This window comes from Arthrobacter sp. P4_H3 (assembly GCF_056400885.1).
On sequence record NZ_JBFUKK010000005.1, the window covers coordinates 20,043 to 44,433 of the forward strand.

The following is a 24,391-nucleotide window of genomic DNA, read 5'->3' on the forward strand; positions in this document are numbered from 1 at the left end:
AAACCCGTCAGGGCGAGGTCAGCGTCAGCAGCACGGCCTCAGGCCGGCAGGCGATGCGCACGGGCGCGAAGCGTGAGGTGCCAATCCCGCCCGAGACGTTGACCGGCGTCGTGCTTCCGTTGCTCTCCCAGTCGTTGAGGCCCTTGGCGCGCCACGTGGGGATGTCGCAGTTGGCCACCAGGGCGCCGTATCCGGGCACGCAGATCTGGCCGCCGTGGGTGTGGCCAGCCAGCAGCAGGTCCGCGCCGTCCTCGGTGAAGTGGTCCAGCACGCGCTGGTACGGGGCGTGGATGACCGCCACCCGAAGATGGGGGGTGGTGTCCTGACCCTTGGTCCCGCGGGGCCAGCCTGCGTAGCGCTCCAGCTTCAAGTGGGGGTCGTCCACCCCGGAGAAATCGAAGCGCAGGCCGTTCAGCACGACGGACTGGTTGCGGTTGGTCAGGTCCACCCAGCCGGACATCCCGAAGTAGGAGCGCAGCCGCGGCCAGTCAAGCTCCACGGGTTTCTTCTGGGCCTTTGAGGGACCCAGCAAGTAGGAGGCGGGGTTCTTGATGGTGGGCGCGAAGTAGTCGTTGGAGCCCGGCACGAATACGCCCGGATACTCCAGCAGCGGCGCCAGTGCCTTCAGCAGCGGGTCAATTGCCTTGACGTGGCTGAGGTTGTCGCCGGTGTTGACCACCAGGTCCGGTTCCAGTTCTGCCAGCGAAGACAGCCATTGGGCTTTCCGGTCCTGCCCCGGGACAAAGTGGATGTCACTCAGGTGCAGGATCCGGAACGGTCCGAATCCGGCGGGCAGGATGGGCAGGGTTTCCTCACGGAGGACGAACTGGTTCTTTTCCCACAGTCCGTAACCCGCCGTTGCCAGTCCTACGGCTGCGCCGGCCGCGGCGGTGACGGCAAAGCCGCGCCCGATGCTTCGGGCGCGGCTCACCAGCGACGTTGTGTCCCCCATCAGTGCGCTACCCGTTGCCCTTGCCGTTGTCCTTGCTGGGCTCCGGCGCAGGCGTGGAGGGTGCCGGCGCCGTGCTCTGCGTTGACGGTGTGGTCTGCCGGGTGGTGGGCGCCCCGCCGATCATGTTGGACGGCGGCGCCGTGAACGGGTTGGTTCCGTAGGCCGGAGCCACCTGGGACATGAAGTTGGAGAACATCGGGCCGGCGATCATGTAGCCGTCGATGCCCTTGTAGAACTTGCCGTTGATGGTGACGTTCTGGCCCGCACGCTTCTGGTCACCCAGGGGATCGCCGAACCAGGCCGCTGTGGCAAGGCCGGTAGTGTGGCCCACCACCCAGGTGGATCCGTTGTTGTTGGAGGTACCGGTCTTCGCCGCGATGGGGAAGCTGGTTTTGGTCGAAATCCGGGGCTGGATGAGTGAACCGGATCCCTGGTTGAGCACTTCCTGGAGCGCATAGTTCACGCCGCGCGCGACTTCGGGTTTGAGGGCGTCCCGGCAGTTGGTGGACTGGGCAGGCAGCTGCGCGCCGGTCTGGTCCGTAATGGAGGTGATGGCGATCGGAGCGCAGTACTTGCCGTCATTGGAGAACGTGGCGAATGCGCTGGCCATGGTCAGCGGCGAGGTCTGCGTGGAGCCGAGCAGGTTGGCCAGCGTGAACATGTTGATCTTCGGCTGTGCCTCGACCACCTTGCCGGTGTCGTCCCGCTGGGGCAGGCCGGAGTGCAGTCCTACGGCGTCAACAACCTTCTGGATTCCGCAGAAGTCCAGCTGTGCCGCCGAGGCGAACGTGATGGTGTTGATGGAGTTGTAAAGGCCCTGCAGCACCGACATCGGACGGTAGTAGCCTTCCTCGGCGTTTTGCAGGTCATCCGCCGCGCCGAGGCCCGCTTCCGCAGAGTTGTAGGCGCCTGTGGTCACGCCGCAGCTGTTCCGGAACTTGTAGCTCAGCGGGTACTTCCGCACGGCGCCGTTGACCACGGTGTTCATGGACTTGCCCTCATTGAGCCACTCCGCAAACGTGAACGGCTTCATGGTGGAACCGGGCTGGAACCCGCCCAGGCCGTTTAGGTCGTTGCCGTCTTTGTCGAGGGTGTCCACGTTGAAGTTCTGTTCGGCCTGGAATTTGCCGTCCGAGGGCAGCCATACCGTGTTTTGGGCCATATTGGTGATCTTGCCGGTGTTCGGTTGGACCGACACCATGGAAGCGCCCCACTTGTCCGGGTTGGCGCCGGCAGCACCGTCAACCTGGGCCTGCGCCGCGTTCTGGGCGTTCGGGTCAAGGGTGGTGGTGATGGTCAGGCCGCCGCGGAAGATCTTACGCTCTCGCTCGGTGGCATCGGCGCCGTAGGCGGGGTCGTTCAGCAGCAGGTGCAGGACGTAGTCACAGAAGTACGGGGCCGTGGAGGCGTACGCGCAACCCTGGCGGGCGGGGGTGACCTTGGTTTCCACCGGTGTGGCCACAGCCGCCTCATAGTCGGCCTGGTTGATCTTGCCCTGGGTATACATGGCGTTCAGCACCTGGTCGCGGCGGTTCTTCGCGTTGTCCGGGTTGGTGGTGGGGTCGTAGAACGACGGGCTGTTCACCACGCCGGCCAGCAGTGCGGCCTGGGGGAGCGTGAGGTCCTTGGCCGGAGTGCTGAAGAAGAACTTGGACGCGGCTTCGATGCCGTAGGCGTCCCGGTTGAAGAACACGATGTTGAGGTAGCCCTCAAGGATCTGCTCCTTGGTGAACTTCTTCTCCAGGGCGATGGCCAGCTTCATCTCGCGGAGCTTGTCTCCCACGCCCTTGTTGACGCCGTTGAGCTTGATGTCCTCGGTGTTGCCTTCGGCCTCGAGCGACGCGTTGATGACGTTGTTTACGTACTGCTGCGTGATGGTGGACGCGCCCTGCTTGTTGCCGCGGGCCGTGCTGACCAGCGCACGCATGATGCCTGTGGTGTCCACACCGCCGTGCTCATAGAAGCGGCTGTCCTCGATGGCGATCACGGCGTCCTTGATGTATGGCGACATCTGGTCCAGCGAAACACGCGTGCGGTTTTCGGCATAAAGGTTGGCGATCAGGCTGCCGTCAGCGGCAAGGATCTTGGTGGACTGGCTGGGCGGATCTACCTGCAGCTCTGCCGGGAGAGTGTCGAAGAACTCGATGGAACCGCTGGCTGTGCTGCCGGAAACAGCCGCCGCCGGGACCAGCAGGCCTGCCACCAGGACACCACAAATCGCGCTCACGCCAAGGAAAGCAAGGATCTTTCCGAGGGTGGTGGCCGTGTCGAATAAAGGGTTCTTACCAGTCGCCATGTTTTCCACTTTACCGGCAAGGACTAGTCTTTAGCTCATGACCAAATGGGAGTACGCCACGATTCCGCTCATTATTCACGCCACGAAGCAGATCCTGGACCAGTGGGGAGAGGACGGCTGGGAGCTCGTCCAGGTCGTCACGGGTCCTGACGGCAACGGCCTCGTTGCCTACCTCAAGAGGGAGAAGCAGTAGTTATGACAAGCCCTGCAGGCACGGCGCCGGAAACCCCGGCCCACGCCGAAAATCCGGCCTCCGGCGCGGAAAACGGAGCGCCGGCATCCGCCGTCGAACAGCGCCTGGCCGAGCTGGGACTGGCCCTTCCGGAGGTCGCGGCCCCGGTGGCTGCCTACGTTCCGGCCATCATCTCCGGGAACCACGTTTACACCTCCGGTCAGCTGCCCTTTATTAACGGCAAACTCGAAGCTACGGGCAAGGTTTCCACGGGCACTGAAGGCTTCGCGGACGAGCCCACAGTGTCTCCGGAAGACGCCAAGCGCTTCGCCGCAGTCTGCGCCGTGAACGCGCTGGCGGCCGTCAAAAGCGTGATCGGCGACCTCGACCGCATCACCCGGATCGTCAAGGTGGTTGGCTTTGTGGCCTCCGATCCGTCCTTTACGGGCCAGCCGGGAGTCATCAACGGCGCGTCGGAGCTCCTGGGCAAAGTCCTGGGCGACGCCGGCCAGCACGCCCGCTCCGCCGTCGGCGTGTCGGTCCTGCCGCTGGACTCGCCGGTGGAAGTCGAACTGATCGCCGAATTTAGCTAAAGGCCGGTCACTTCCCTTGCCCCAGTTAGCCCGTCGCCTGTTTGTGCTGCCTCCCGATCTCGAGGGGGCAGCACAAAGCTGGCTCGATCACGGCGAGCGGACACCACGTGCCGCCCGTCCCGCTTCCTCCGTTGTCCTGTTGCGCGATGCGCCCACAGGACTGGAAACCTGGCTGGGCTACCGCCCGGGTTCTTCCCCGCTCGGTGTGCTCGCCTTTCCCGGCGGCTCCCTCGAGGCGTCCGACGACGACGCCGTGGGCTGGCTTGGCCCCACCGCGCAGCATTGGGCGGAGCAGATGGGAACGGACGACGTCGGGCTGGCGCGCCGCTACGTGGTGGGCGCCATCCGCGAACTCTTCGAGGAGACCGGCGTCCTGCTGGCCGGCCCGGACTTGTCCACCACGGTGGAAGCGACGTCCACCCCGGAATGGATGCGCGCGCGCGAAGCCGTGGCCAATCAGGAGAAATCCTTCACTGACGTCCTGGCCAAGCGCGGCCTGTCCATCCGCACCGACCTGCTCAAACCGCTGGTCAACTGGCTCAGCCCGGACTTCGCCCACCGCCGCTTCAACACCCGCTACTTTGCCGCCACCGTGCCCGTGAACCAGCAGCCTACCCTGCTGGGAAGCAAAGGCGTATGGGGCCGCTGGGTCTGCGCCAGCAAGGTCATCGCCGAACGTGACACCACTGCCCTGGGCGACGAAGTGGGCCAGGAAAACACCATCGGCCTGAAGCTCGGCCAGCTGCTGGTCCCCGGGTCCGAAATCATGCTCGAGAAAATGGCTGCCGCCAACGGCTGCATCGCGTACCTGAGCTACAAGCGCAAGGCCCACGTGTACCAGCCGAAGCTGGTCGAAGAAAACGGCACCCTGATGCTCGAAGTCGAGGCCGCCAAGACGGTCGCCGGCGAGCCCCAGCGGGAGCGCTGACGACGCACTATTTTCCTGAAGACGCACAATAAGAATGGCGACACCGGGTCCGGGTGTCGCCATTCTTTATTATTGTTCGCAGCGTATTTTGCGCGTCCGGAACTAGCGGGAGCGCTGGCGGAGGCGCTGCATGTCCAAGATCACAACGGCGCGGGCTTCGAGGCGGAGCCAGCCGCGCTGCACGAACTCGGCCAGGGCCTTGTTCACGGTTTCGCGGGACGCACCCACCAGCTGGGCCAGTTCTTCCTGCGTTAGCTCGTGGGCCACCAGGACGCCGTCGGTTGCCGGGCGGCCGAAGCGGTCGGCCAGGTCCAGCAGTGCCTTGGCCACGCGGCCCGGAACGTCGGAGAACACGAGGTCCGAAAGGGAATCGTTGGTGCGGCGCAGACGGCGGGCCAGGGCCTGCAGCAGCTGGGCCGAGACCTCCGGGCGGGTGCGCAGCAGGGCGTTGAGGCTTTCGTTCTTCAGGCCGGCGAGGCGTGTTTCCGAGACGGCAGTTGCCGTGGCCGTGCGCGGGCTCGGGTCAAACAGTGCCATTTCGCCGAAGAGCTCGCCCGGGCCGAGGATGGCCAGCAGGGACTCGCGTCCGTCCGGGGACGTGCGGCCAAGCTTCACCTTGCCGGAGACGATGAAGTACAGCTGATCACCCTGGTCGCCTTCACGGAAGACCGATGCTCCGCGTGACAGGTCCACCTCTGTGAGTTCGTCCGTGAGCAGACGGAATGCTTCGTCGTCGAGCGTGGCAAATAGGGGTGCGCGGCGCAATACCTCGATGTCCATGAAATCTCCTGAGTAAATGTGTCGGCTGGGGCGCTTCAGCCATTGTTTCAGAATTTTGAAGCTTCTGTGACGTACTTGGCACGTGAAACGCCTGAAACGGGGCCCTGGAGGCCCTTCCCGGGCCGAACCGGGCCTACCGGAGCGGGCTTTGGGAGGGTTTTGCGGAGCGTTTGGGAGCGTCCGGCGGGATGCGCCGGGGTCCGCCCGTCGTCGGCAAACTGTCAGGCTTCGCCACTAGAATTGGGGCTTACCTGTTTCGTGAGGAGCCCGTGTGTTTGGCTTGACCATCCTGGACCTGGCGTTGATCCTGACGCTGCTGTCCTACCTGATCTATGGCCTTCGCAATGGCTTCCTGGTGACGCTTGGCGGCATCGCCGGGTTTGTTGTCGGAGCCGTGGCCGCCTTCGTGTCCGTGCCCATCGTCAGCGACCTCGTGGAGGACAGCGGCTGGAGGCTCACCGCGATTGTGGCCACCGCCGTCGTGCTGATGGTCCTGGGGCATGCGCTGGGAACCATGATCGGCCGCAAAATCCGCAGTGCCGTGCGGATCCAGCCGCTGCGGGCCATGGACCGTGTGGTGGGCGGCGGCGTCAACGTGGTGGTTGCCGCACTGGTCATGTCCATGCTGTCCTTCAGCATCAGCGCGCTGGGCGTTCCGTTTGTGTCCCAGCAGCTGGCGGAGTCCAAGGTCATCCGCTTCATTGACGGCCTCACCCCCGTGCCGGTGAAAACGGCCGTGGCGCAGCTGCGCTCCACAGTGATCGGTGACGGCATTCCCACGCTGATCGAGGGTCTCGGCCAAGGCCGGCAGGTGGCCGTTCCCAACGCGAACACCGACACTCCGGCCCTGAACCGGGCGGGGGAGTCGGTCCTGAAAATCGCCGGTACCGCCTACCAGTGCGGCCAGAACCAGACCGGGAGCGGCTTCGTGGTGTCACCGGGACGCGTTGTGACCAATGCCCATGTGGTCGCGGGCGTGTCGCAGCCCGTGGTGGAGATCCCCGGCGGCGGGGCCCTGCCAGGCAGGGTGGTCTACTTCGACAGCCAGCACGACCTTGCCATCCTTGCCGTTGACGGCCTGCCGTCGTCCCCGCTCCAGCTGAGTGCGGACCTTCCTGCGGGCAGCCCGGCCGCTTTCGCCGGGTACCCGCATGGCGGGCCGTTCCAGTCCAAACCGGCCACAGTGCAGGACATCGCCACCGTCCTGGTGCCGGACATCTACGGCAATAATGCGGCGTCCGAAGACGTCTACCGGCTTGCCGGCGATGTCCAGCCGGGCAACTCGGGCGGGCCGCTCCTGACCACCGACGGCCTGGTCGCCGGTGTGATCTTCGCCAAGGCCACCTCGGATGCCGACATGGGCTTTGCCATCACCATGGACGATCTTGGACCGGTCGCTGCACAGGCACCGGGGCTGAGCAGCGCCGTGTCGTCCGGGCAGTGCATCCAGAAATAGCCGGCCCTCCAGATATAGCCGGGCTGCCGCCAGCCTGCCGAGCGTCGCTCTGAAGGCTTGCCGTCCGTTCAGGTCACCCGCCACCCGGAGCGGCGGGTCCTGCTGCGCTACGGCGATGGCCCGGCGCAGCCGGTCGCGGCGGAAGTCCTGCTCGGGCCAGACTAGGGCTTCCAGCCAGGCGACGTCGTCGGGATTGCTGACGTCGAGGGGGTTCAGGTCGATTCCGGCCCGCCACACCACCTCGGGGAGTTCCGTGGGCAGCGGGACGGCACCTGACACGGCGCACCGCAGGACAGGCGGGCCGTCCGCCGCTGGCCGGGCATCGGGGTCGGGAGCCAGCCGCGTGACGGTCGTGCCGTTGTCGTACTCGTAGGCATATTTGTCCGGAACAGCGCCAGGCCGGCCGACGCTCCCACCTCGATCAGGGCATGCGGACGGCCTTCGGCCGCGGCGATGCCGGCGAGGGACGGCAGCAGGGTGGCGCAGCGGCCTGCCTCGATTCCCAGCGACCATTCGGCGTAGCAAGGGGAGGCACCCGGCGCGTCGACAGTGCCGAAGTTCCGGTACCAGTCCGCCGTGCCCGCCCTCCCGCACCGGCGGATGGCATCTCAGGCCCTGCCGGCGTGCAGCTCTGCGAGGTATTCGACGGCGAAGCGGTAGCCCATGACGCCGGCGCCGGCGATCACGGCCTTGCTGATGTCCGAGAGGTAGGAGTGGTGCCGGAATTCCTCGCGGGCGTGCACGTTGGTGATGTGAACCTCCACGGCCGGTACTTGCACTGCGGAGATGGCATCGCGGATGGCCACGGACGTGTGCGTGTACGCTCCGGCGTTGAGGACGATGCCGATGGCCCTGCCCCGCGCGGCGTGGATCGCATCAACCAGCGCACCCTCGTGGTTGGACTGGAAGCATTCAACCTCCACGCCGTGGGCCACCCCGGCGTCCTTGGCGAGCTGTTCGACGTCGGCCAGGGTTGCCGTGCCGTACTTCTCCGGCTCACGGGTTCCCAGCAGGTTCAGGTTGGGCCCGTTGAGGACCAGGATGGTGCCGCGGCCGGCATCGGTGGCGGGGGAGGCTTCAGTCATGTGTGCCAATCTATCGCTATGCGCGCCGTGCGCGCTGTTCTTTACAGCTGCCCGAGCGGGCCGGCCACAGCACGCGGGCGTAGGCCAGCCTGCGCCTCTGGCCACCCGTTGTGGCGGTGCCTACACTTGAAGGACCATCGTGCGGAGCTCCCGTACCGGTCAGCTCGCGCGGAAAGCCCGATCTGGAGAGAGCGTCATCATGCGCCGGAAAAATGAGGATTCAGGACAAACAATTCGCCGTGCCGCCGTGGGACTCGTGGCCCTCGCAGCACTCATCATTCCGGCACCCGTGGCGTCTGCCGGTCCGCCGACCACGAAGGGCGATGACAAGGTGATTGAGCTTCCGGGGGCCTCGTCCGCCGAAGGCATTGCTGAGGGGGAGGGCACCACCTTTTTCGCCGGGGACCTGTTCAAGGGGGACATCTACCGCGGAGATACCCGCCGCGGAACCGCCAGGCTCTTCATCGACGTTCCGGACGGCCGGATGGCGGTTGGCATGAAAGCGGACGTGGAGAACGGCCTGCTCTTCGTTGCCGGCGGCACCAGCGGCCAGGCCTACGTCTATGACACCGACTCGCGGAAGACTGTGGCCACCTACCAGCTGACCGGGGAGCCGGCCTTCATCAACGACGTCGCGGTGACGGACGACGGCGCCTGGTTCACCAACTCCGCGAAAGGCGAGCTCTACTTCGTCGCCGTGGATCGCCACGGCAAACCGGGCGACGAGGTCAGGACGCTCACGCTGACCGGCCCGGCTGCAGAGACTCCCGCCGACTTCAACCTGAACGGCATTGCGGCCGTCCGGGGCGGCCGGACACTGATCGTGGCACACACCGCCAACCAGGCCCTGTACACGGTGGACCCGGACTCGGGCGCCAGTGCTGGCATCACCGGCGACAGCCTGCCTTACGTGGACGGGATTGTGGTGAAGGGGAACACCCTCTGGGCCGTGCAGAACATGATCAACCAGGTGAGCCGCGTCCGGCTGGACTCCCGGCTGGATTCCTTCGAGGTCAAGGACGTCATCACCAGCGCTGACTTCCAGATCCCGACGACGGCGGCCCTGTTCGGCGATACCCTCGCCGTGGTCAACGCGAAGTTCGGCGTTCAAGGGGCAAGCACGTACGAAGTGGTCCTGGTCGACGCCCGCTAAGTGAGCCTGAGGGCCAAAAAGCCTGCCGGCCGGGTGGTTACCCGGACGGCAGGCTTTTGGGTGAAACGGCCAAGCCGTGACCCGCGCGGCGGTGACTTACACGGCGGTGAAGCGCAGGAGCAGCGCGTGCTCCGGGTTGAGGACGGGCATCGGCAGGCCCACCTCGGCCAGGAACCGGCCGTTGGCTTCTGCTCCGGCGGCCAGCCACGCCGGCGGCTGCACCTGCGTGAAGTTGTGCGCATAGTCGGCGTCGCCCGGCGTCGGGAAGATGGCCTCCACGCGGTAGTTGCCCTCCGGTTCAAGTCCCGGCACGGTGATGCGTCCCGGCTGCTCGGCAAAAGCAGTCCTGGTGCTGACCAAGGTGAACAGGGCGGCAGTTTCACCCGGTGCGGCGGGATGCTGCGAAACCACACCATGGAACATCAGCGAATCCTCGGCCACATCCGCGTGGACCATCCGGCCCGAGTGGATGAGGCCGCGGTGCTCCTTGTAGATGCCGATGAAGCGCTTGAGCTCCTCCCGCTCGGCGCCGTGCACCTGGCGGACGTCCCATTCCAGGCCGAAGTGGCCGAACAGGGCAGTGAGGGCGCGGAACGAAACGTCGTGCGTGCGGGCCGTGGTGTGGGACGTGGTGGGGCCGACGTGGCCGCCCACCAGTTCCGGCGGTACCACGAGCCCGGTCCAGCGCTGGATGGTCTGGCGTTCCAGGGCGTCGTTGCAGTCCGAGCCCCAGATCCGGTCGGTCCGTTCCAGGATGCCCAGGTCCACGCGTGCCCCGCCGGAGGAGCAGCTTTCAATCTCGATGCCCGGGTGCGCCTTCTTGAGTTCGTCGAACAGCCGGTAGGCGGCCAGGGTCTGTTCGTGGACGGAGGATCGTCCGGCGTGGCCGTGCTCGGTCAGGTCCCGGTTCTGGTCCCACTTCAGGTAGCTGACGTTGTTCTCGCGGAGCAGGGCGTCGATGCGGTCGAAGATGTACTGCCAGGCCTCGGGGTTGACCAGGTCAATGATGTGCTGGTGGCGCCACGTCAGCGGCAGCCGGCCGCCGTCCTTGTGCGACAGCGCGGCGGGGCCGACGATCCAGTCCGGGTGGGCGCGCGCGATGTCGGAGTCCAGGTTGATCATCTCCGGCTCGACCCAGAGGCCGAACTCCATGCCCCGGGAGGTGACGGCATCGATCAGGGGGGTCAGGCCGTCGGGCCACAGGCCTTCGTCGACGTACCAGTCGCCCAGTCCGGCCTGGTCGTTGCGGCGGCCGCGGAACCAGCCGTCGTCGAGGACAAAGCGCTCCACGCCCAGGTCCGCCGCGGAGTCTGCCAGTTCGATCAGCGTGTCGAGATTGTGGTTGAAGTAGACGGCTTCCCAGACATTCAGCACCACCGGGCGGGCCTTGCCGGATCCGGCCTTGCCGGCTGCTGACTTGGCTGAAGCCGCTGGCAGCACGTGGTGCGGACGGTTCCTGAACCAGCTGTAGAAGGCTTCGCTGATGCCGTCCAGGCCGCGGTCCGAGTACGCCGCGAAAAGCGCGGGAGTGGTGTAGCTGCCGTTCGGCTGGAGCACGACTTCGGCCGGGCCCAGCAGCTCGGAGCCGCCGATCATGGTACGTCCGTCCCCGATGCTGTCCGCGAACTGTTCGTGGTTGCCGCTCCAGGCGAGGTGGGTGGCCCAGACTTTGCCGTGGCGGTTGCCGAAGCCTGCCGTGCCGGCGGCCAGCACCAGGGAGGAGTCGTGGCCGGTGCGTCCGTGCCGGCCGGTCCGCACCCAGGTGCCCTGCTGGATGGCCCGGCGCTGCGGGTGGCGTTCACGGCACCAGCGGCCGGTCAGGTCAAGGAGTTCGACGGCGTCAGGAGCCACCGGCAGCACGGTGGCCAGCTCGTCGAGCTGAAAGGGTGATGTGCCGGTGTTGGTGACGGTGTGGCGCATTTCCAGCAGGCCGCCGTCGTGCAGTTCCAGCGTGGACTCCACGGTGATGCCGGCATCAGGATCGGACTGAAGAATGACGGCGGATTTTCCGCCGAATTCGACGGCCGAAGCGCGGAGGCGGACGGAGAAGTCGTAGCCGGGAACGCCGTCGGCGATCCGGTGCCCGCGCAGTGCCGGGCGTCCGCGCCAACTGGAGGATGCCTGCGGCAGCAGCCCGGCAGGGACGGTGGCGTCGATGGCTGAATTGGGGATAGCTTCGCCGAGGATGGCCAGATCAGGGAGTGAAGCGCCCAGATCGGCGCCCCAGTGAATGACCTCGGCCTCCCCGCTGTCGAAGCTGATCACCAGGCTGGTGCCGGCGGAGCGGAGGTGCAGGGGATTCATAGGGCGTTCTCTTTCGTTGTGGCGGTGAGCGTATGTGGCGCTGCTCCGTCGGATTCTAAATGTTGAGTTGGGTTCCCCCGGATGCCGCTGCTTCGCGAGGAAGAAACAGCGGCACCCGGGGCTGTGGCTGCGACCACTTACGCAGCCACGTCAGGTTCGGCCTACTTGAAGAGGGCGTTCACCTGGTTGTTGGCTTCGGTCAGGGAGCTGGCAGGCTTCTTGCCGGAGAGCACGGCGTCCATTGCAGGCTTCATGATGCCATCAACTTTGGCCGCTTTGTCCGCGATGGGGAAGAGGAAGGTGGTGCCTTCCTTGACGTGCGTGGTGAAGGCCGAGACATCGGTGCCCTTGGCCTTGAATGCCTCGGCTGCCTTCTCGGAGGAGCTGGTGATGGCGGGGAAGACTACGGCCTTGGAGGCCACGACGTCCTGGCAATCGGTGGAGGCGAGGTATTCAACCCACTTGACCGATGCAGCCGGGTTCTTGGTGCCGGCCCAGACGGAGTCGGCCAGGCCGTTGAACATGGACGCGCGCTTGCCGTCGGGGCCCGTGGGGGTGGGCGCGAACGCGGTTTTCACGCCCTTGTAGCTCTGGTACTGGCCGATCAGCCAGTCGCCGGTGGTGTTGATGGCGGCCTTGCCGGCACCAAAGTTGTCGGCAAGGCTGGCGCCGACGGTGGTTTCCAGCTTGGGCATGTAGCCCTTCTCGACGAGGCCGGCCCACCAGGCGATGGTTTCCTGGAACTTGGGGTCGTCGTAGTTGAACTTGGTGCCCCAGGGGTTCTTGTCTGTGTGGGTCCATCCCGTGGTGGCGCTCAGGAAGCTCCACTCGGTCTGGCCCTGGCCGGAGCCGCTGCCTGCCAGGCCCAGGCCGTAGGTGGCCACGTTGTTCTTGTCGAAACCTGCTTCGTCGCCGCGCACGCCATTCTTGTCCACGGTCAGGTGGGCAATGGTCTTCTCGTAGCTGCCGCCGTCGGAGGGGTTCCAGTCCAGGCTGGCCATGTCTTCGGCGCTGATGCCGGCGGAGTCGGTCAGGGCCGTGTTGTAGAACAGGCCTACGGTGTCCCAGTCCTTGGGCAGGCCGTAGCGCTTGCCGTCCTGGCCGACCCAGAGTTCGGGCAGGCCCTTGGTGTAGCTGTCCAGCTTGATGCCGTCCTTGGAGACGGCCTCATCGAGGGAGAGGAGCTGCTTCTTTGCGGCGTACTCGGGGTACTTCGAGAGGTGGTTGGTGAAGACATCCGGGGCGGTGCCGGCGACGAAGCCGTTGGTGAGCGTGGTCCAGTAGTCGTCCCAGCCGCGCTGGGTGATCTTGACCTTGATGTCCGGGTTGGCCTTGGTGAAGTCGTCAGCGCACTGCTGGTAGGCGGGAAGCTGGTTGGCGTCCCACAGCCAGTAGTTGATCTCGCCCTTGGCTTCGCTGGAGGCGGGACTTCCGCCGCCGCAGGCCGAGAGGGAGAGCGCGATGGCTGCGGCGACAGCTGCGGCGCCGATGGTTTTCTTCATGATGAACCTTTCGAGGGTGTTTCAGGGGAGGGGTGAAAGTGAAGGGGATTACTTGATGCCGGAGAAGCCGATGGAGTTGACCACCTTCTTGCCGAAGGCAATGAACAGCAGCAGCACCGGGATCGCGGCCACCAGGGTTGCGGCCATCAGTCCGGTCCAGTCAGGGGCGCCCTGCGGGGACTGGGACTTGAAGACGCCCAGGCCGACGGTGAGGACACGGACGCTTTCGTCCTGGCCCACCAGCAGCGGCCAGAAGTATTCGTTCCACTGGCCGATGAAGGTCAGCAGGGCCAGGGTGGCCAGAGGTGCGGCGGCGTTGGGCAGGACGATCTGGAAGAAGATGCGCAGGTGCTTGGCGCCGTCGAGCATGGCGGCTTCCTCGACTTCCCGGGACATGCTGAGGAAGAACTGCCGCAGGAAGAAGATGGCGAACGGTGTCATGAACAGGAACGGCAGCGTCATGCCGGCGAACGTGTTGAGCAGCCCCAGGTTCTTGATCATGAGGAAGTTGGGCAGCGCGGTGAAGATCGGTGGGACCATCATGGTGGCCAGGAAGAGGCTGAACACCACGTTCCGTCCGGGCCAGCGGAGCCGGGAGAAGGCGTAGGCGGCCATCGCACTGAAGAAGACCTGCCCCGCGGTGGTGACCGTGGCGAAGATGACCGAGTTCCGCAGGTAGAGCCAGAAGTTGATGGCGGCTCCCGAGCCTCCCTCCGCAATGGCCTCTTCCGGGGTCTGCATGCCGAGGACGCGTTTGAAGGCGCCGAGGTTGAAGTCTGCGGGCAACAGGTTGCCGGCGTTGGATGCCAGCGAGGCATTGGTGGACAGCGCAGTGCGGAGCATCCAGAGGAAGGGCGCCACGGTGACAGCTACGGCGATGGCCACCAGGGCCCAGGCGCCGACGCGGCGCCAATTGACCGGCTTCTTGACGGGAACGATGCTGACGGACTTCTTGCGGGTAAGTGTGGAGGTGCTCATGGCAGGGGTTCCTTAGTCCAGATCCGATTCGTTGCCCTTGAGGAACTTCATTTGTACGAAGGCCACCAGGGCAAGAATGAGGAAGAGAATGACGGACAGGGCCGAGGCGTAGCCGAAGTCCGATTCTCCGAAGGCCTTTTGGTAGATGTACATCTGGATGACGCGGGAGGCGTTGATGGGGCCGCCGGCGGTGGTCACCGCGACGGTGTCGAACACCTGGAAGGAGCCGATCACGGTGACCACCAGCACGAGCACCATGACAGGGCGCAGCAGCGGCATGGTGATGCTCCAGAAGGTCCGGGTGGCCGATGAGCCGTCGAGCGATGCAACCTCGTAGACGTGGTTGGGGATCGACTGGAGTCCGGCGAAGATCAGCAGGGCGGTGTAGCCCATGTGGCGCCAGACGTTGACGGCGGCGATGGTGGGAATGGCCCACTGTTCGCTGCCGAAGAAGGCGATGCGCGGCAGGCCCATCCAGTTGATGATTTCGTTGACGATGCCCATCTGGTAGTCGAGCATCCAGAACCACAGCAGCGCCACGATCACGTTTGCCACCAGGAAGGGCAGCAGCAGCGCGCCGCGGATAAAGGTGGACTTTGCCACCCGGTGCATCAGGAGTGCCAGTCCGAGGGCGATCACGGTCTGGAATCCGATGTTCAGCCCGACGTACTGGATGGTGACTGCCATGGCGTTCCAGAACAGTTCATCGCCGAGCATGGCGGTGTAGTTCTTCATGCCGATCCAGGTGGGCTCACCCAGGATGCTGTACTCGGTAAAGCTGAGGTAGACGCCCCTGACGGTGGGGACCAGATAGAAGAGAACAAAACCGATCATCGCCGGGAAGATGAAGAACAGTGCCACCTTCAGGTCGCCGAGGCGGTGGATGAGGCTTTTCGGGACAGGTTTCGCTGGCTGGGGGCCGCGGGCCCGTGCTGACGGGTCCTGTTGCTGCTTGGTAAGGGTGGTCATCTTCGACCCTTTCCTGACTGTGATGTGGGTAACAACTGGATAGGAATCTACACGAGTAGATTTCGTAGAGCAAGCCTTATTTCTTGAAAACATTGAAAGTTACCTTTGAAACGTTCTCAATCTGTTGACTCGAGTAGATTGCGGTGAAAGACTTTCGGCAGGCCCGCACGGGGCTCTTCATGCCCGGACCTGCGGGCAACCCAGGAAAGGTAACAATGACGTTTTCTATCGGAGTCGTCGGTGTCGGACAGTTCGGCGGCCACTTTGCCCACCTCTTCAAGCTCCACCCGGGCGTGAGCGAGGTTTATGTCGTTGACGAGCGGCCGGAACGCGCCGCCGCCGCGCTGGAGCGCTGGGGGCTCGACGGCACCAAGGCGAGCTTCGAGGAGCTGCTGGCGTCCGACGTCGACGCCGTCGCCATTTTCACGCAGCGCTGGACCCACGGGCCGCTGGTGGAGCAGGCGCTGCGCGCCGGCAAGCATGTCTACTCCGCTGTTCCCATGGCTGTTTCGGAAGACGAGATCGAACGCATCATCGAGGCGGTGAAGGAAACCGGGCTCGTCTACGCCATGGGCGAGACAAGCTACTACAACCCGGCCACGGTCTACGCACGCAACCAGCACGCCGCCGGCAAGTTCGGCCGGATCTTCTACAGCGAGGGCGACTACGTCCACGACATGGACCTCGGCTTCTACGACGCCTACCAGTACAGCGGCGGAGACGCATGGAAGGCGACGGCGAGCTACCCGCCGATGCTGTACCCCACCCACGCAATCGGCGGTGTCCTGGGTGCGCTTCCCGCCCACGCGGTCAGTGTCAGCTGCATCGGCGTCAAGGACGACCGGGAAGACGGCGTCTTCGACAAAGAGGTGAGCATGTTCGGCAACGACTTCTCCAACGCTACGGCGCTCTTTGAACTGAACGACGGCGGTGCCATGCGCACCAACGAGATGCGCCGGGTGGGCTACCCGTCCCACATCCGGGAGTCGCGGTTCCGCTTCTTCGGCACCGAAGCCAGTTTCGAGCAGCTGGCGAAGGTCACGGTGTGGCAGGACAAGGAAAACGTCCACGACATCTCCGAGCAGGTGGAGACCAAACCGAGTATCGCGCTCGATGACCCGTCGTTGGCGGACGTCGCACCCGAACTGCGGGACGCCTTCATCTCCGGCCTTGCGCCCGTGCACGACCGCAGCCGCCTGCCGGAGGAATTCCGTGGCGCCCCGAACGGGCACGAGGGAAGCCACCAGTTCCTGGTGGACGACTTCGTGACCGCGGTCAACGCAGGATCGCTGCCGCCGGTCAATGCCTGGGTCGCCGCGCGGTTCACGCTTCCCGGGATCGTGGCCCACGCCTCGGCCCGGCAGAACGGCGAACGCCTCCCCATCCGCGATTTTGGCGACGCTCCGCAGGGTGGATAGCTAGCATGTACTCCATGACCACTTCCGCAACCCACCCGCCCCGAAGCCCGGTAACCCGCAAGGATGTTGCCCGCTATGCAGGCGTGAGTACGGCTGTGGTCAGTTACGTGGTGAACGGCGGGCCCAAACGGGTTGCGCCGGCCACTGAGGCGAAGGTCCAGGACGCAATCCGCGTCCTGGGCTACCGCCCCAACGCCGCCGCACGCGCGCTGAAACTGGGGTCCAGTGAGACCATCGGCCTGATCATTCCGGACAACAGCAACCCGTTCTTTTCGTTGCTGGCCCACGCTGTGGAGGACGCAGCCGCTGACCGCGGATTTGCGCTGTTCCTAACGAACTCAGACGGCAGTGTGGCGAAGGAACGCCGGAACATCCGCAACCTGGCGGCCCGTCAGGTGGACGGAGTGGTGCTGGCCAGTGTCCTTTTTGAACCTGACCTGGCGGACCTCGAATCGGCAGAGATCCCCTCGGTCCTGCTCAACCACGGCGGCGAATCGCCCGGATTCAACAGCGTCGGCGTGGACCTGGCCGCCGGAGCGAAGATCGGGGTGGAGCACCTGATCGGCCACGGCCACACCAACATCGCACTTGCCATGGGTTCCAACGTCTCCAACGAGTTCGATGGACGCGAGCAGGGCTGGCTTCAGGCCCTGGCCGGCGCCGGGTTACCGGAGGGCCCCGTTGTCCGCGGCGAATTCACCCGCGAGGGCGGCTACAAGGCGGGGCAGCGCCTGGTCGCTTCGGCAGGCCGCCCGACGGCTGTTTTTGCGAGCTCCGACATGCAGGCCATCGGGATCCTCCGGGCCCTGCACGAAGCAGGCCTCTCCGTGCCACAGGACATGGCGCTGACGTCCTTCGACGGTTCGGCAGAGGCGGAATTCAGCTGGCCCGCGCTGACCACGGTGGAGCAGCCCGTGCGGGCCATGGCCGAGGCAGCCGTCAGTGCGTTGGTGGGGGAGACGAAGGGCAGCCCGCCCGAACACAGGCTGTTCCCCACCAAACTGCGCATCAGGCAGTCCTGCGGCTGCCCGTAGGCTCCCTCCTGGCCTGCCGGTTGGGCCCTTTGCTGGCCCCGAGCGGTCGAGTGGCCGGGCTACCCGGCGCTGACGATCCGCAGCCGGCTGACGCTTTCCTGGAGGCGACGCCGCGCGTCCCCGCTGAGGCCGGCGTCGCTGATGACTTCGTCGGCTTCCTCGAACCCCGCGATGGTGCTCATTCCCTGCGTGCCCCACTTGGTGTGGTCGGCAACCACCACCACCTTGCGTGAGGCTGCCACGAACGCCCGGTCAGTCTCGGCCTCCAGCAGGTTGGGGGTGGTGAACCCGGCATCGGGATCCATGCCGTGCACGCCCAGGAACAGCAGGTCCAGATGCAGCTGCTTCAGCGCCGCCGTCGCAATGGGCCCCACCAGCGCGTCCGACGGCGTGCGCTCGCCGCCGATCAGGATCACCGTGGAGCCGTAACGTCCCGCGCCGGACGACGAGCCGTGATGGAAGACATCGGCAATGCGGATGGAGTTGGTCACCACGGTGATGCGCGGGCCGTTGACAAGTTCCTTCGCCAGCGCCCACGTGGTGGTTCCGGCGCCCAGTCCCACCGCCATGCCCTCATGGACCAGGGAAGCCGCTTCCACTGCGATGGCCCTTTTCTCCGCCGTCAGCTGCGTGGACTTCTGCTCGAAGCCGGGTTCATGGGTGCTGGCATCGCCCGGCAGCTTGGCGCCGCCATGGATCCGCTCCACCCGGCCGCCTTCCTCGAGCAGCTCGATGTCCCGCCGGACGGTCATGAGCGACACACCCAGCTGCTGGGCGAGGTCCGAGACGCGGACAACCCGTTCGCGCTGGACGGCGTCCACGATTGCCTGGTGGCGTGCTGCGGGGAGCATGGAGTTCCTTTCGGGCTGCGGCTGGGGGGATGCGGTCCCCGTCAGAGTCCATCATGGTCTACCCCTTGCTGGAACCAAGAGTCAGCCCTGCAACAAACTGCCGTTGCAGGAGCAGGTAGATCACCAAGGTGGGAATGACAGTGATGACGGCACCGGCGGCCAGGAGGTTGTAGTTGTTCAGGAACTGGCCCTGGAGGTTGTTGATGGCCGTGGTGATCGGGAGCCGGTTGCCGCTCTGGATGAAAATCAGCGGCCAGAAGTAGTCGTTGTAAATGAAGATGACCTGCAAGGTGCCGAGGGCGGCAAACGCCGGCCGGCACAACGGCATGATGATCTCCCGGTACTGCCGCCAGATACCGGCGCCGTCCACCAGTGCGGCTTCCGTCAGGTCGGCGGAGAGGGCCTTCATGTAGTTCGACAGGACGAAGGTGCAGAAACCCATCTGGAAAGCCGTGTTGACGGCGATCACCACGATGTACGTATTCAGCATGTTGCCGGAATCGCTGAAGGAGTACGGCACCTGGAAATGCTTTGCCATTTCGAACAGCGGCGCGGCGAGGACCTGCGGCGGCAGCAGGTTTCCGGCGGTGAACATGATCAGCAGCGTGATGTTGAACTTCCAGCTCACACGGCTCACGGCGAAGGCCATCAGGGACGCCAGGAAGAGCGTCAGCAGCACGGCCGGAACCGTGATGATGACGGAGTTCCAGAAATACGTGGAAAACCCGCCCTGCGTCCAGGCCTGGGTGAAGTTGTTGAAGTTGAAGTCGCCGGCCAGGCTGAAATAGCCGTGCTCGTTGGTCGACGCCACCGGGCGGAGGGCCGTGAAGAGCGACCAGCCCAGCGGGACCAGCCACATGACGGCCATGACGGTGAGGAAGATATGGGTGCCGTAGTGGCGCTTCGGCCGGCTGCCGGAGCGGAGTCCGGCCGTGGTATCGGTTCTGCCGGTCCGTGTGGTGGTGCTCATGCTTTGCCCTCCTTGCCGAAGGTGCGGCTGAGGTAGAAGACGATGGGGACAAGGGAAATGACCAGCAGCACCACGGCCAGCGCCGAGCCCACGCCGATCACCTGGCCTTCACCCACGAGGTTCTGGATCACCAGGGCGCTGAGCATTTCCAGGCCGTTGGTGCCGCGGTTGATGACGTAGACGACGTCGAAGGCGCGCAGCGATTCGATGATGGTGATGACCACAATCACGATGTTGATGGGCCGCATGGCGGGAAAGACCACCCGGAAAAAGGTCTGGAAGCCGTTGGCCCCGTCAATGGCCGCAGCCTCCTTGAGGCTGGGATCCACGCCCTTCAGCCCGGCCAGGTACAGGAGCATGACATAGCCGGCATGCCGCCACGTGGCCGCGATCATCGCGGCCCAGATATTGACGGAGGAGTCCCCGAACCAGTCCACGGCCTGCGGCGTCCCGGCTGTGCCCAGGAGGAAGTTCAGCAGCCCGTTGTCCCGCTGGTAGAAGAGCTGCCAGATGATGCCGATGAGGGCCAGCGAGAGCATGACCGGCGCAAAGAAGATGCTCTGGTAGATCTTGCCGCCGCGGATGTTCTGGTCCAGCAGCACGGCCAGCAGCAGACCCAGCGGTGTGGCCACGAGGGCCAGGAACAGGAGCCACAGCAGGTTGTGCTGCACAGCGGGCCAGAACGGCGGGTAGTCCTGGGTGACGTACTGGTAGTTGTCCAGTCCAGCCGGGCGGATGGCGCCCAGGTCCAGGCCGTTCCACCGGGTGAAGCTGAGGCCCACCGACATCAGGGTCGGTAGCCACACGAGCGTCAGCTCGATCAGGGTGGGAATGCCCACCATCAGCGACAGGACAAGCTTGTCGCGTCCGGACAGGCGGCGGACCCGCCCGCCCTTGGCCCGCCTGGTTCTGGACAACTTCGAGGAAGCCCCCTCGGGCTCCCTCGCTTCGGGCGGAACCAGGTCTCTTGCGGTGCTGCTCATGGAAGTCTTCCCTCGCTACTGGGCGGCGTAAAGTGTCTTGGCCTGGGTTTCGAGGTTTTTGACGTCCATCTTGCCGTCCTTGATGAAGGTCTGCAGCGCCGGGATCATCACGTTGTTGGCCATGGCCGGCAGGGCGTCGCGGTCGAAGAACTGGCTGATGTATTTGGCGTTAGCGATGGTATCCGCGCACGTCTTGTTGAGCGGGGAGAACTTGGACGTGTCCGTACCCTTGGCGGTGGCGATGTTCGACGCATCCACCGCAGCGTACGCGTCCTGCGCCTCGGGGGTTCCAAGGAACGCCATGAAGTCGCGGGCAGCCTTGTTCTCGCCGCCCTTCTTGGACAGCAGAAGTCCGTCGATGGGGGCCTCGACGGCGTCCCGGCCTTCCATGGCGATCTCCGGGAAGGCGAAGAATCCGATATCAGCCAGGACTGCAGGATCAGTGAATTGCTGCGTCACGAAGGAACCCAGCAGGTACATTCCGGTCTTCTTGGCCTCGAGGGCCTTGGCGGCATCCTGCCAGGTCTGGCCGAGGGCCGCCGGGTCCTGGAAGGGGAGCAGCTCGGCCCACGTGTCAAAAACGGCGCTGACCTTTTGCTGGTCCCAGGACTCCTTGTGGGCGCACAGGTCCACGTGGAACTGGTAGCCGTTGAGCCGCATGTTGATGTAGTCGAAGGTGCCCATGGCCGGCCAGCCGTCCTTGTCCGCAAAGCCGATGGGAATGATACCGTCGGCCTTCATCTTCGTGGCCAGGGACTTGAGGGCGTCGAAGGTCTCGGGAACTTCATAGCCCCTCTCGGTCCAGAGGCTCTTCCGGTAGAAGAATCCCCACGGGTAGTTGTAGTTGGGTACGAAGTACAACTTGCCGTCGGGGCCGGTAGAGGCTTTCTTCAGCGCCTCCGAGTAGTTGCCCCCGATGCTCTCCCAGACGTCGTCGATGGGGGCCAGTAGTCCTTTCTCCGCGTAATACTGCATGCGGTAGCCGGCGAACCACGTGAAGGTGTCGTCCGGGGAGCCTTGCAGGTAGGAGTTGATCTTGTTCTGGAAATCGTTGTGCGGCACCACGTTGGTGGTGACTTTCTTTCCGGTCTTGGCGGTAAATGCATCGGTGACGGCCTGGTACGCCCGTTTGGGGACATCGTCCGAGGACCCCGAACCGAACGTCAGTCCGGGGGAGTCGGAGCCTGTGGCTGACGGCCCGCTGCCGCCGGTGCAGGCTGCGAGGAACGGAATGCCGGCCAGTCCTGCCGCCCCGACGCCGACGGTCTTGAGGATGGTCCGCCGGCTCGGATATCCAGCTGCCGACGCGTCAAACTGTGCTGCCATGTTCTCTCCCTTGAAAAATAGCTGCATGTGAGGGACCTCACATGCTCATGACTATAACCTCTCAAAAGAGAACAGGAAAGAACGGGAAACAACATCTTGGCCGCAGTCCGTGTTTGAATCGTCACAAAACACAACGGCCCCGTTTACACCCGCCCGGCGGGGTAAACGGAGCCGTATGCTGCCTCGGCGGCAGGCCTGTGGGAACTGCTGTTACTTCTTGAGTGAGGCCGCGATCTGGGTCATGACCGTGTTATCTGCCAGGGTGGTGGCGTCGCCCACTTCGCGCCCTTCCGCGACGTCCTTAAGCAGGCGGCGCATGATCTTGCCGGAGCGGGTCTTGGGCAGTTCGGGCACCACCAGGATGGTTTTGGGCTTGGCGATCGGGCCGATCTCCTTGCCGACATGGTTGCGGAGCTCCTGGACGATCGCGTCGCCGGAGTCCACGGCGTCCTCGCGGAGGATCACGAACGCGACGACGGCCTGGCCGGTGGTTTCATCCGCGGCGCCCACGACGGCGGCCTCGGCCACAGCCGGGTGGCTGACCAGGGCCGATTCGATTTCCGCGGTGGACAAGCGGTGGCCGGAGATGTTCATGACGTCGTCCACGCGGCCCAGGAGCCAGACGTCGCCGTCCTCGTCCTTCTTGGCGCCGTCACCGGCGAAGTACATGGTCTCGAAGCGTGACCAGTAGGTTTCCTTGAACCGTTCCGGATCGCCCCAGATGCCGCGCAGCATCGCGGGCCACGGTTCGCGGATCACCAGGAAGCCGCCGTGGCCGTTGGGCACGGACTCACCGGCTTCATCCACCACGTCCACGGCGATGCCGGGCAGCGGGACCTGCGCCGAGCCGGGCTTGGTGGCGGTGACGCCGGGCAGCGGGGCGATCATCTGGGCGCCGGTTTCGGTCTGCCACCAGGTGTCCACGATCGGTGCCGGGTTGTCCTTCTTCTCGCCGTTCTTGCCGGCGTTGGCGCCGATGACGTCGCGGTACCACATCCAGGCTTCGGGGTTGATGGGTTCGCCCACGGAGCCCAGGACGCGGATGGAGGAGAGGTCGAACTTGGCCGGGATGTCCTTGCCCCACTTCATGAAAGTGCGGATCGCAGTGGGTGCCGTGTAGAGGATGGAGACCTTGTACTTTTCGATGATTTCCCACCAGCGGCCCTGGTGCGGGGAGTCCGGGGTGCCCTCGTACATGACCTGGGTGGCGCCGTTGATCAGCGGGGCGTAGGCGACGTAGGAGTGGCCGGTGATCCAGCCGATGTCGGCGGTGCACCAGTACACGTCTGTTTCGGGGTGCAGGTCGAACACGGCCTTGTGGGTGTAGGCGCCCTGGGCCAAGTAGCCGCCGGTGGTGTGCAGGATCCCCTTGGGCTTGCCGGTGGTGCCGGAGGTGTAGAGGATGAACAGCGGGTGTTCGGAGTCGTGGCCCACGGCCGTGTGCTCCGGGGAGGCGGCGTCAACAGTGTCGGCCCACCAGTGGTCCCGGCCCTCGTGCCAGTCGACGTCCTGGCCGTTGCGCTTGACCACCACCACGTTCCGGACGGTGTGGCCGGACTTGGCGAGAGCCTCGTCAACCGCGGGCTTCAGGGCGCTGGGCTTGCCGCGGCGGTAGGTGCCGTCGGCGGTGACCACCAGCTTGGCTTCGGCGTCGTCGATCCGGGAGCGGAGGGCGTCCGCTGAGAAGCCGCCGAACACCACCGAGTGGACGGCGCCGATCCGGGCGCAGGCCAGCAGCGTGATGACGGCCTCGGGAATCATGGGCAGGTAGACGGCCACGCGGTCACCCTTGGCCACGCCAAGGGACTCGAAGGCGTTGGCAGCCTTCTTGACCTCGTCGGTGAGCTGCGCGTACGTGTAGCTGCGGCTGTCACCGGGTTCGCCCTCGAAATAGATGGCCACCCGGTCCCCGAGCCCGTTCTCCACGTGACGGTCCAGGGCGTTGTAGGCGGCGTTGACCTCGCCGCCGACGAACCACTTGGCGAAGGGCGGGTCGGACCAGTCCAGGGTTTGGGTGAAGTCCTTGCTCCACGTGAGCATCTCACGGGCCTGCCTGGCCCAGAAAGCGGGTCGGTCGGCGTCGGCCTCCGCATAATCCTCGGCGGTGACCACCGCGTTCGCGGCGAAGTCTTCCGAGGGGGCGAACTTCCGGTTCTCGTGGGAGAGGTTCTCGAAGGCGTCGCCGTTCCCGGCCTTGCCCCCGTTGGCCGAGGCGTTTGCGGCTCCTCCGGCGGAGGACTGGTTGAGTGGCACTTCGGCGTGGGCAGCAGTGGCCGTGGAGCTGGGTGTGTCCTGGGACATGGTGAACCTCATCATTCATCGATCTTTGCTTGGCGGCACCCGCCGTCACCGTGCCGCAGCCGTGCCGATTGCGCGGCATCGGGCAGCGGCTGATCACGGCTGTACCGCAAAGAGCTGTTCCGAAATACACACTAACGCCTGCCCGGCACCACACGTGTGCCGGGTCACATAGTGAACCGTGAGCGGCGCGGATTAAGCGCCGAATGGTTCCCGAACGGGGCGTACCGCACCGTGCATGGGAACGCGCCTGGGACTGGTGCGCGGTGCAGGAACCGGACCCCACAGTCCGTGGAAGAACGGCCTGGATACCGTGGTTGTGCTTCCGTATGCGCGGTTCTTT

General features: G+C 65.2%; 20 protein-coding genes and 1 pseudogene. 7 read left to right on the forward strand and 14 right to left on the reverse strand.

Annotated features, from left to right (window positions below; all coding sequences use genetic code 11):
* Positions 1 to 7 precede the first annotated feature (7 nt).
* Complete coding sequence (locus tag AC1DRE_RS08240) at positions 8 to 952, reverse strand: metallophosphoesterase (RefSeq protein WP_476984171.1); 945 nt, start codon at positions 950 to 952, stop codon at positions 8 to 10.
* 7 nt (positions 953 to 959) lie between these two features.
* Positions 960 to 3,248 carry a transglycosylase domain-containing protein gene (locus AC1DRE_RS08245; RefSeq protein ID WP_476984172.1) on the reverse strand — a complete coding sequence of 763 codons (2,289 nt, stop codon included), beginning with the start codon at positions 3,246 to 3,248 and terminating at the stop codon, positions 960 to 962.
* 37 nt (positions 3,249 to 3,285) lie between these two features.
* Between AC1DRE_RS08245 and AC1DRE_RS08250 the strand changes: the two genes are divergently transcribed.
* The 3 genes from AC1DRE_RS08250 to AC1DRE_RS08260 are packed head-to-tail and all read left to right on the forward strand — an operon-like array spanning position 3,286 to position 4,941.
* The gene (locus tag AC1DRE_RS08250) at positions 3,286 to 3,441 is read left to right on the forward strand and encodes a DUF4177 domain-containing protein (RefSeq protein ID WP_011693223.1); all 156 of its coding nucleotides are present in this window, start codon (positions 3,286 to 3,288) and stop codon (positions 3,439 to 3,441) included.
* Positions 3,442 to 3,443: 2 nt separating this feature from the next.
* Entirely contained in the window at positions 3,444 to 4,013 is a 570-nt protein-coding gene (locus AC1DRE_RS08255) for a RidA family protein (RefSeq protein ID WP_364124718.1), read from the forward strand.
* Between the two features lie 16 nt (positions 4,014 to 4,029).
* Positions 4,030 to 4,941: an NUDIX hydrolase gene (locus AC1DRE_RS08260; protein WP_476984173.1), complete on the forward strand. Its 912-nt coding sequence runs from the start codon at positions 4,030 to 4,032 to the stop codon at positions 4,939 to 4,941.
* Positions 4,942 to 5,043: 102 nt separating this feature from the next.
* Here the strand turns inward: AC1DRE_RS08260 and AC1DRE_RS08265 are convergent, their stop codons facing one another.
* Complete coding sequence (locus tag AC1DRE_RS08265; RefSeq protein WP_011693220.1) at positions 5,044 to 5,721, reverse strand: Crp/Fnr family transcriptional regulator; 678 nt, start codon at positions 5,719 to 5,721, stop codon at positions 5,044 to 5,046.
* 271 nt (positions 5,722 to 5,992) lie between these two features.
* Between AC1DRE_RS08265 and AC1DRE_RS08270 the strand changes: the two genes are divergently transcribed.
* Entirely contained in the window at positions 5,993 to 7,177 is a 1,185-nt protein-coding gene (locus AC1DRE_RS08270; RefSeq protein ID WP_476984174.1) for a MarP family serine protease, read from the forward strand.
* Between the two features lie 81 nt (positions 7,178 to 7,258).
* On the opposite strand, the pseudogene AC1DRE_RS08275 reads toward AC1DRE_RS08270, so the two are convergent.
* Positions 7,259 to 7,779, reverse strand: a pseudogene (locus AC1DRE_RS08275) (DUF2332 family protein); the annotation flags it as partial.
* Between the two features lie 6 nt (positions 7,780 to 7,785).
* On the reverse strand, positions 7,786 to 8,262 hold the full coding sequence (gene aroQ, locus AC1DRE_RS08280) for a type II 3-dehydroquinate dehydratase (protein ID WP_476984175.1): 477 nt from the start codon (positions 8,260 to 8,262) through the stop codon (positions 7,786 to 7,788).
* Between the two features lie 199 nt (positions 8,263 to 8,461).
* Here aroQ and AC1DRE_RS08285 point away from each other — a divergent pair, with 199 nt between their 5' ends.
* Positions 8,462 to 9,415 carry an SMP-30/gluconolactonase/LRE family protein gene (locus AC1DRE_RS08285; protein ID WP_476984176.1) on the forward strand — a complete coding sequence of 318 codons (954 nt, stop codon included), beginning with the start codon at positions 8,462 to 8,464 and terminating at the stop codon, positions 9,413 to 9,415.
* A 96-nt stretch (positions 9,416 to 9,511) separates the two neighbouring features.
* Here the strand turns inward: AC1DRE_RS08285 and AC1DRE_RS08290 are convergent, their stop codons facing one another.
* The 4 genes from AC1DRE_RS08290 to AC1DRE_RS08305 all read right to left on the reverse strand — a co-directional run bounded on the left by AC1DRE_RS08290 (position 9,512) and on the right by AC1DRE_RS08305 (position 15,168).
* Positions 9,512 to 11,719, reverse strand: coding sequence for an alpha-galactosidase (locus AC1DRE_RS08290; RefSeq protein WP_476984177.1), 2,208 nt, complete (start codon positions 11,717 to 11,719; stop codon positions 9,512 to 9,514).
* Positions 11,720 to 11,880: 161 nt separating this feature from the next.
* Complete coding sequence (locus tag AC1DRE_RS08295; protein WP_476984178.1) at positions 11,881 to 13,221, reverse strand: ABC transporter substrate-binding protein; 1,341 nt, start codon at positions 13,219 to 13,221, stop codon at positions 11,881 to 11,883.
* Between the two features lie 48 nt (positions 13,222 to 13,269).
* Entirely contained in the window at positions 13,270 to 14,199 is a 930-nt protein-coding gene (locus AC1DRE_RS08300; protein WP_476984179.1) for a carbohydrate ABC transporter permease, read from the reverse strand.
* A gap of 12 nt (positions 14,200 to 14,211) precedes the next feature.
* On the reverse strand, positions 14,212 to 15,168 hold the full coding sequence (locus tag AC1DRE_RS08305; RefSeq protein WP_476984180.1) for a carbohydrate ABC transporter permease: 957 nt from the start codon (positions 15,166 to 15,168) through the stop codon (positions 14,212 to 14,214).
* Positions 15,169 to 15,383: 215 nt separating this feature from the next.
* On the opposite strand from AC1DRE_RS08305, the gene AC1DRE_RS08310 reads away from it, so the two are divergent.
* Entirely contained in the window at positions 15,384 to 16,586 is a 1,203-nt protein-coding gene (locus AC1DRE_RS08310; RefSeq protein WP_476984181.1) for a Gfo/Idh/MocA family protein, read from the forward strand.
* A 5-nt stretch (positions 16,587 to 16,591) separates the two neighbouring features.
* Positions 16,592 to 17,620, forward strand: a complete 1,029-nt coding sequence (locus AC1DRE_RS08315) for a LacI family DNA-binding transcriptional regulator (RefSeq protein ID WP_476984182.1) — start codon at positions 16,592 to 16,594, stop codon at positions 17,618 to 17,620.
* Between the two features lie 59 nt (positions 17,621 to 17,679).
* On the opposite strand, the gene AC1DRE_RS08320 is transcribed toward AC1DRE_RS08315, so the two are convergent.
* The 5 genes from AC1DRE_RS08320 to acs form a co-directional block, all read right to left on the reverse strand.
* Positions 17,680 to 18,471: a DeoR/GlpR family DNA-binding transcription regulator gene (locus AC1DRE_RS08320; RefSeq protein ID WP_476984183.1), complete on the reverse strand. Its 792-nt coding sequence runs from the start codon at positions 18,469 to 18,471 to the stop codon at positions 17,680 to 17,682.
* A gap of 58 nt (positions 18,472 to 18,529) precedes the next feature.
* On the reverse strand, positions 18,530 to 19,441 hold the full coding sequence (locus AC1DRE_RS08325) for a carbohydrate ABC transporter permease (RefSeq protein WP_476984184.1): 912 nt from the start codon (positions 19,439 to 19,441) through the stop codon (positions 18,530 to 18,532).
* Positions 19,438 to 20,424: a carbohydrate ABC transporter permease gene (locus AC1DRE_RS08330; RefSeq protein ID WP_476984185.1), complete on the reverse strand. Its 987-nt coding sequence runs from the start codon at positions 20,422 to 20,424 to the stop codon at positions 19,438 to 19,440. Before AC1DRE_RS08330 ends, AC1DRE_RS08325 begins: the two co-directional genes overlap by 4 nt.
* Before the next feature lie 15 nt (positions 20,425 to 20,439).
* Positions 20,440 to 21,750, reverse strand: coding sequence for an ABC transporter substrate-binding protein (locus AC1DRE_RS08335; protein ID WP_476984186.1), 1,311 nt, complete (start codon positions 21,748 to 21,750; stop codon positions 20,440 to 20,442).
* 210 nt (positions 21,751 to 21,960) lie between these two features.
* Positions 21,961 to 24,051, reverse strand: coding sequence for an acetate--CoA ligase (gene acs / locus AC1DRE_RS08340; protein ID WP_476984559.1), 2,091 nt, complete (start codon positions 24,049 to 24,051; stop codon positions 21,961 to 21,963).
* Positions 24,052 to 24,391 lie beyond the last annotated feature (340 nt).

Excerpts from the sequence above, each read along its gene's own strand:
- AC1DRE_RS08285 (WP_476984176.1), top strand. The coding sequence starts at position 8,462 with ATGCGCCGGAAAAATGAGGATTCAGGACAAACAATTCGCCGTGCCGCC.
- AC1DRE_RS08335 (WP_476984186.1), bottom strand. The coding sequence starts at position 21,750 with ATGGCAGCACAGTTTGACGCGTCGGCAGCTGGATATCCGAGCCGGCGG.
- AC1DRE_RS08310 (WP_476984181.1), top strand. The coding sequence starts at position 15,384 with ATGACGTTTTCTATCGGAGTCGTCGGTGTCGGACAGTTCGGCGGCCAC.
- AC1DRE_RS08250 (WP_011693223.1), top strand. The coding sequence starts at position 3,286 with ATGACCAAATGGGAGTACGCCACGATTCCGCTCATTATTCACGCCACG.
- acs (WP_476984559.1), bottom strand. The coding sequence starts at position 24,051 with ATGTCCCAGGACACACCCAGCTCCACGGCCACTGCTGCCCACGCCGAA.
- aroQ (WP_476984175.1), bottom strand. The coding sequence starts at position 8,262 with ATGACTGAAGCCTCCCCCGCCACCGATGCCGGCCGCGGCACCATCCTG.
- AC1DRE_RS08295 (WP_476984178.1), bottom strand. The coding sequence starts at position 13,221 with ATGAAGAAAACCATCGGCGCCGCAGCTGTCGCCGCAGCCATCGCGCTC.
- AC1DRE_RS08315 (WP_476984182.1), top strand. The coding sequence starts at position 16,592 with ATGTACTCCATGACCACTTCCGCAACCCACCCGCCCCGAAGCCCGGTA.
- AC1DRE_RS08300 (WP_476984179.1), bottom strand. The coding sequence starts at position 14,199 with ATGAGCACCTCCACACTTACCCGCAAGAAGTCCGTCAGCATCGTTCCC.
- AC1DRE_RS08320 (WP_476984183.1), bottom strand. The coding sequence starts at position 18,471 with ATGCTCCCCGCAGCACGCCACCAGGCAATCGTGGACGCCGTCCAGCGC.
- AC1DRE_RS08265 (WP_011693220.1), bottom strand. The coding sequence starts at position 5,721 with ATGGACATCGAGGTATTGCGCCGCGCACCCCTATTTGCCACGCTCGAC.
- AC1DRE_RS08305 (WP_476984180.1), bottom strand. The coding sequence starts at position 15,168 with ATGACCACCCTTACCAAGCAGCAACAGGACCCGTCAGCACGGGCCCGC.
- AC1DRE_RS08330 (WP_476984185.1), bottom strand. The coding sequence starts at position 20,424 with ATGAGCAGCACCGCAAGAGACCTGGTTCCGCCCGAAGCGAGGGAGCCC.
- AC1DRE_RS08325 (WP_476984184.1), bottom strand. The coding sequence starts at position 19,441 with ATGAGCACCACCACACGGACCGGCAGAACCGATACCACGGCCGGACTC.
- AC1DRE_RS08245 (WP_476984172.1), bottom strand. The coding sequence starts at position 3,248 with ATGGCGACTGGTAAGAACCCTTTATTCGACACGGCCACCACCCTCGGA.
- AC1DRE_RS08255 (WP_364124718.1), top strand. The coding sequence starts at position 3,444 with ATGACAAGCCCTGCAGGCACGGCGCCGGAAACCCCGGCCCACGCCGAA.
- AC1DRE_RS08240 (WP_476984171.1), bottom strand. The coding sequence starts at position 952 with ATGGGGGACACAACGTCGCTGGTGAGCCGCGCCCGAAGCATCGGGCGC.
- AC1DRE_RS08290 (WP_476984177.1), bottom strand. The coding sequence starts at position 11,719 with ATGAATCCCCTGCACCTCCGCTCCGCCGGCACCAGCCTGGTGATCAGC.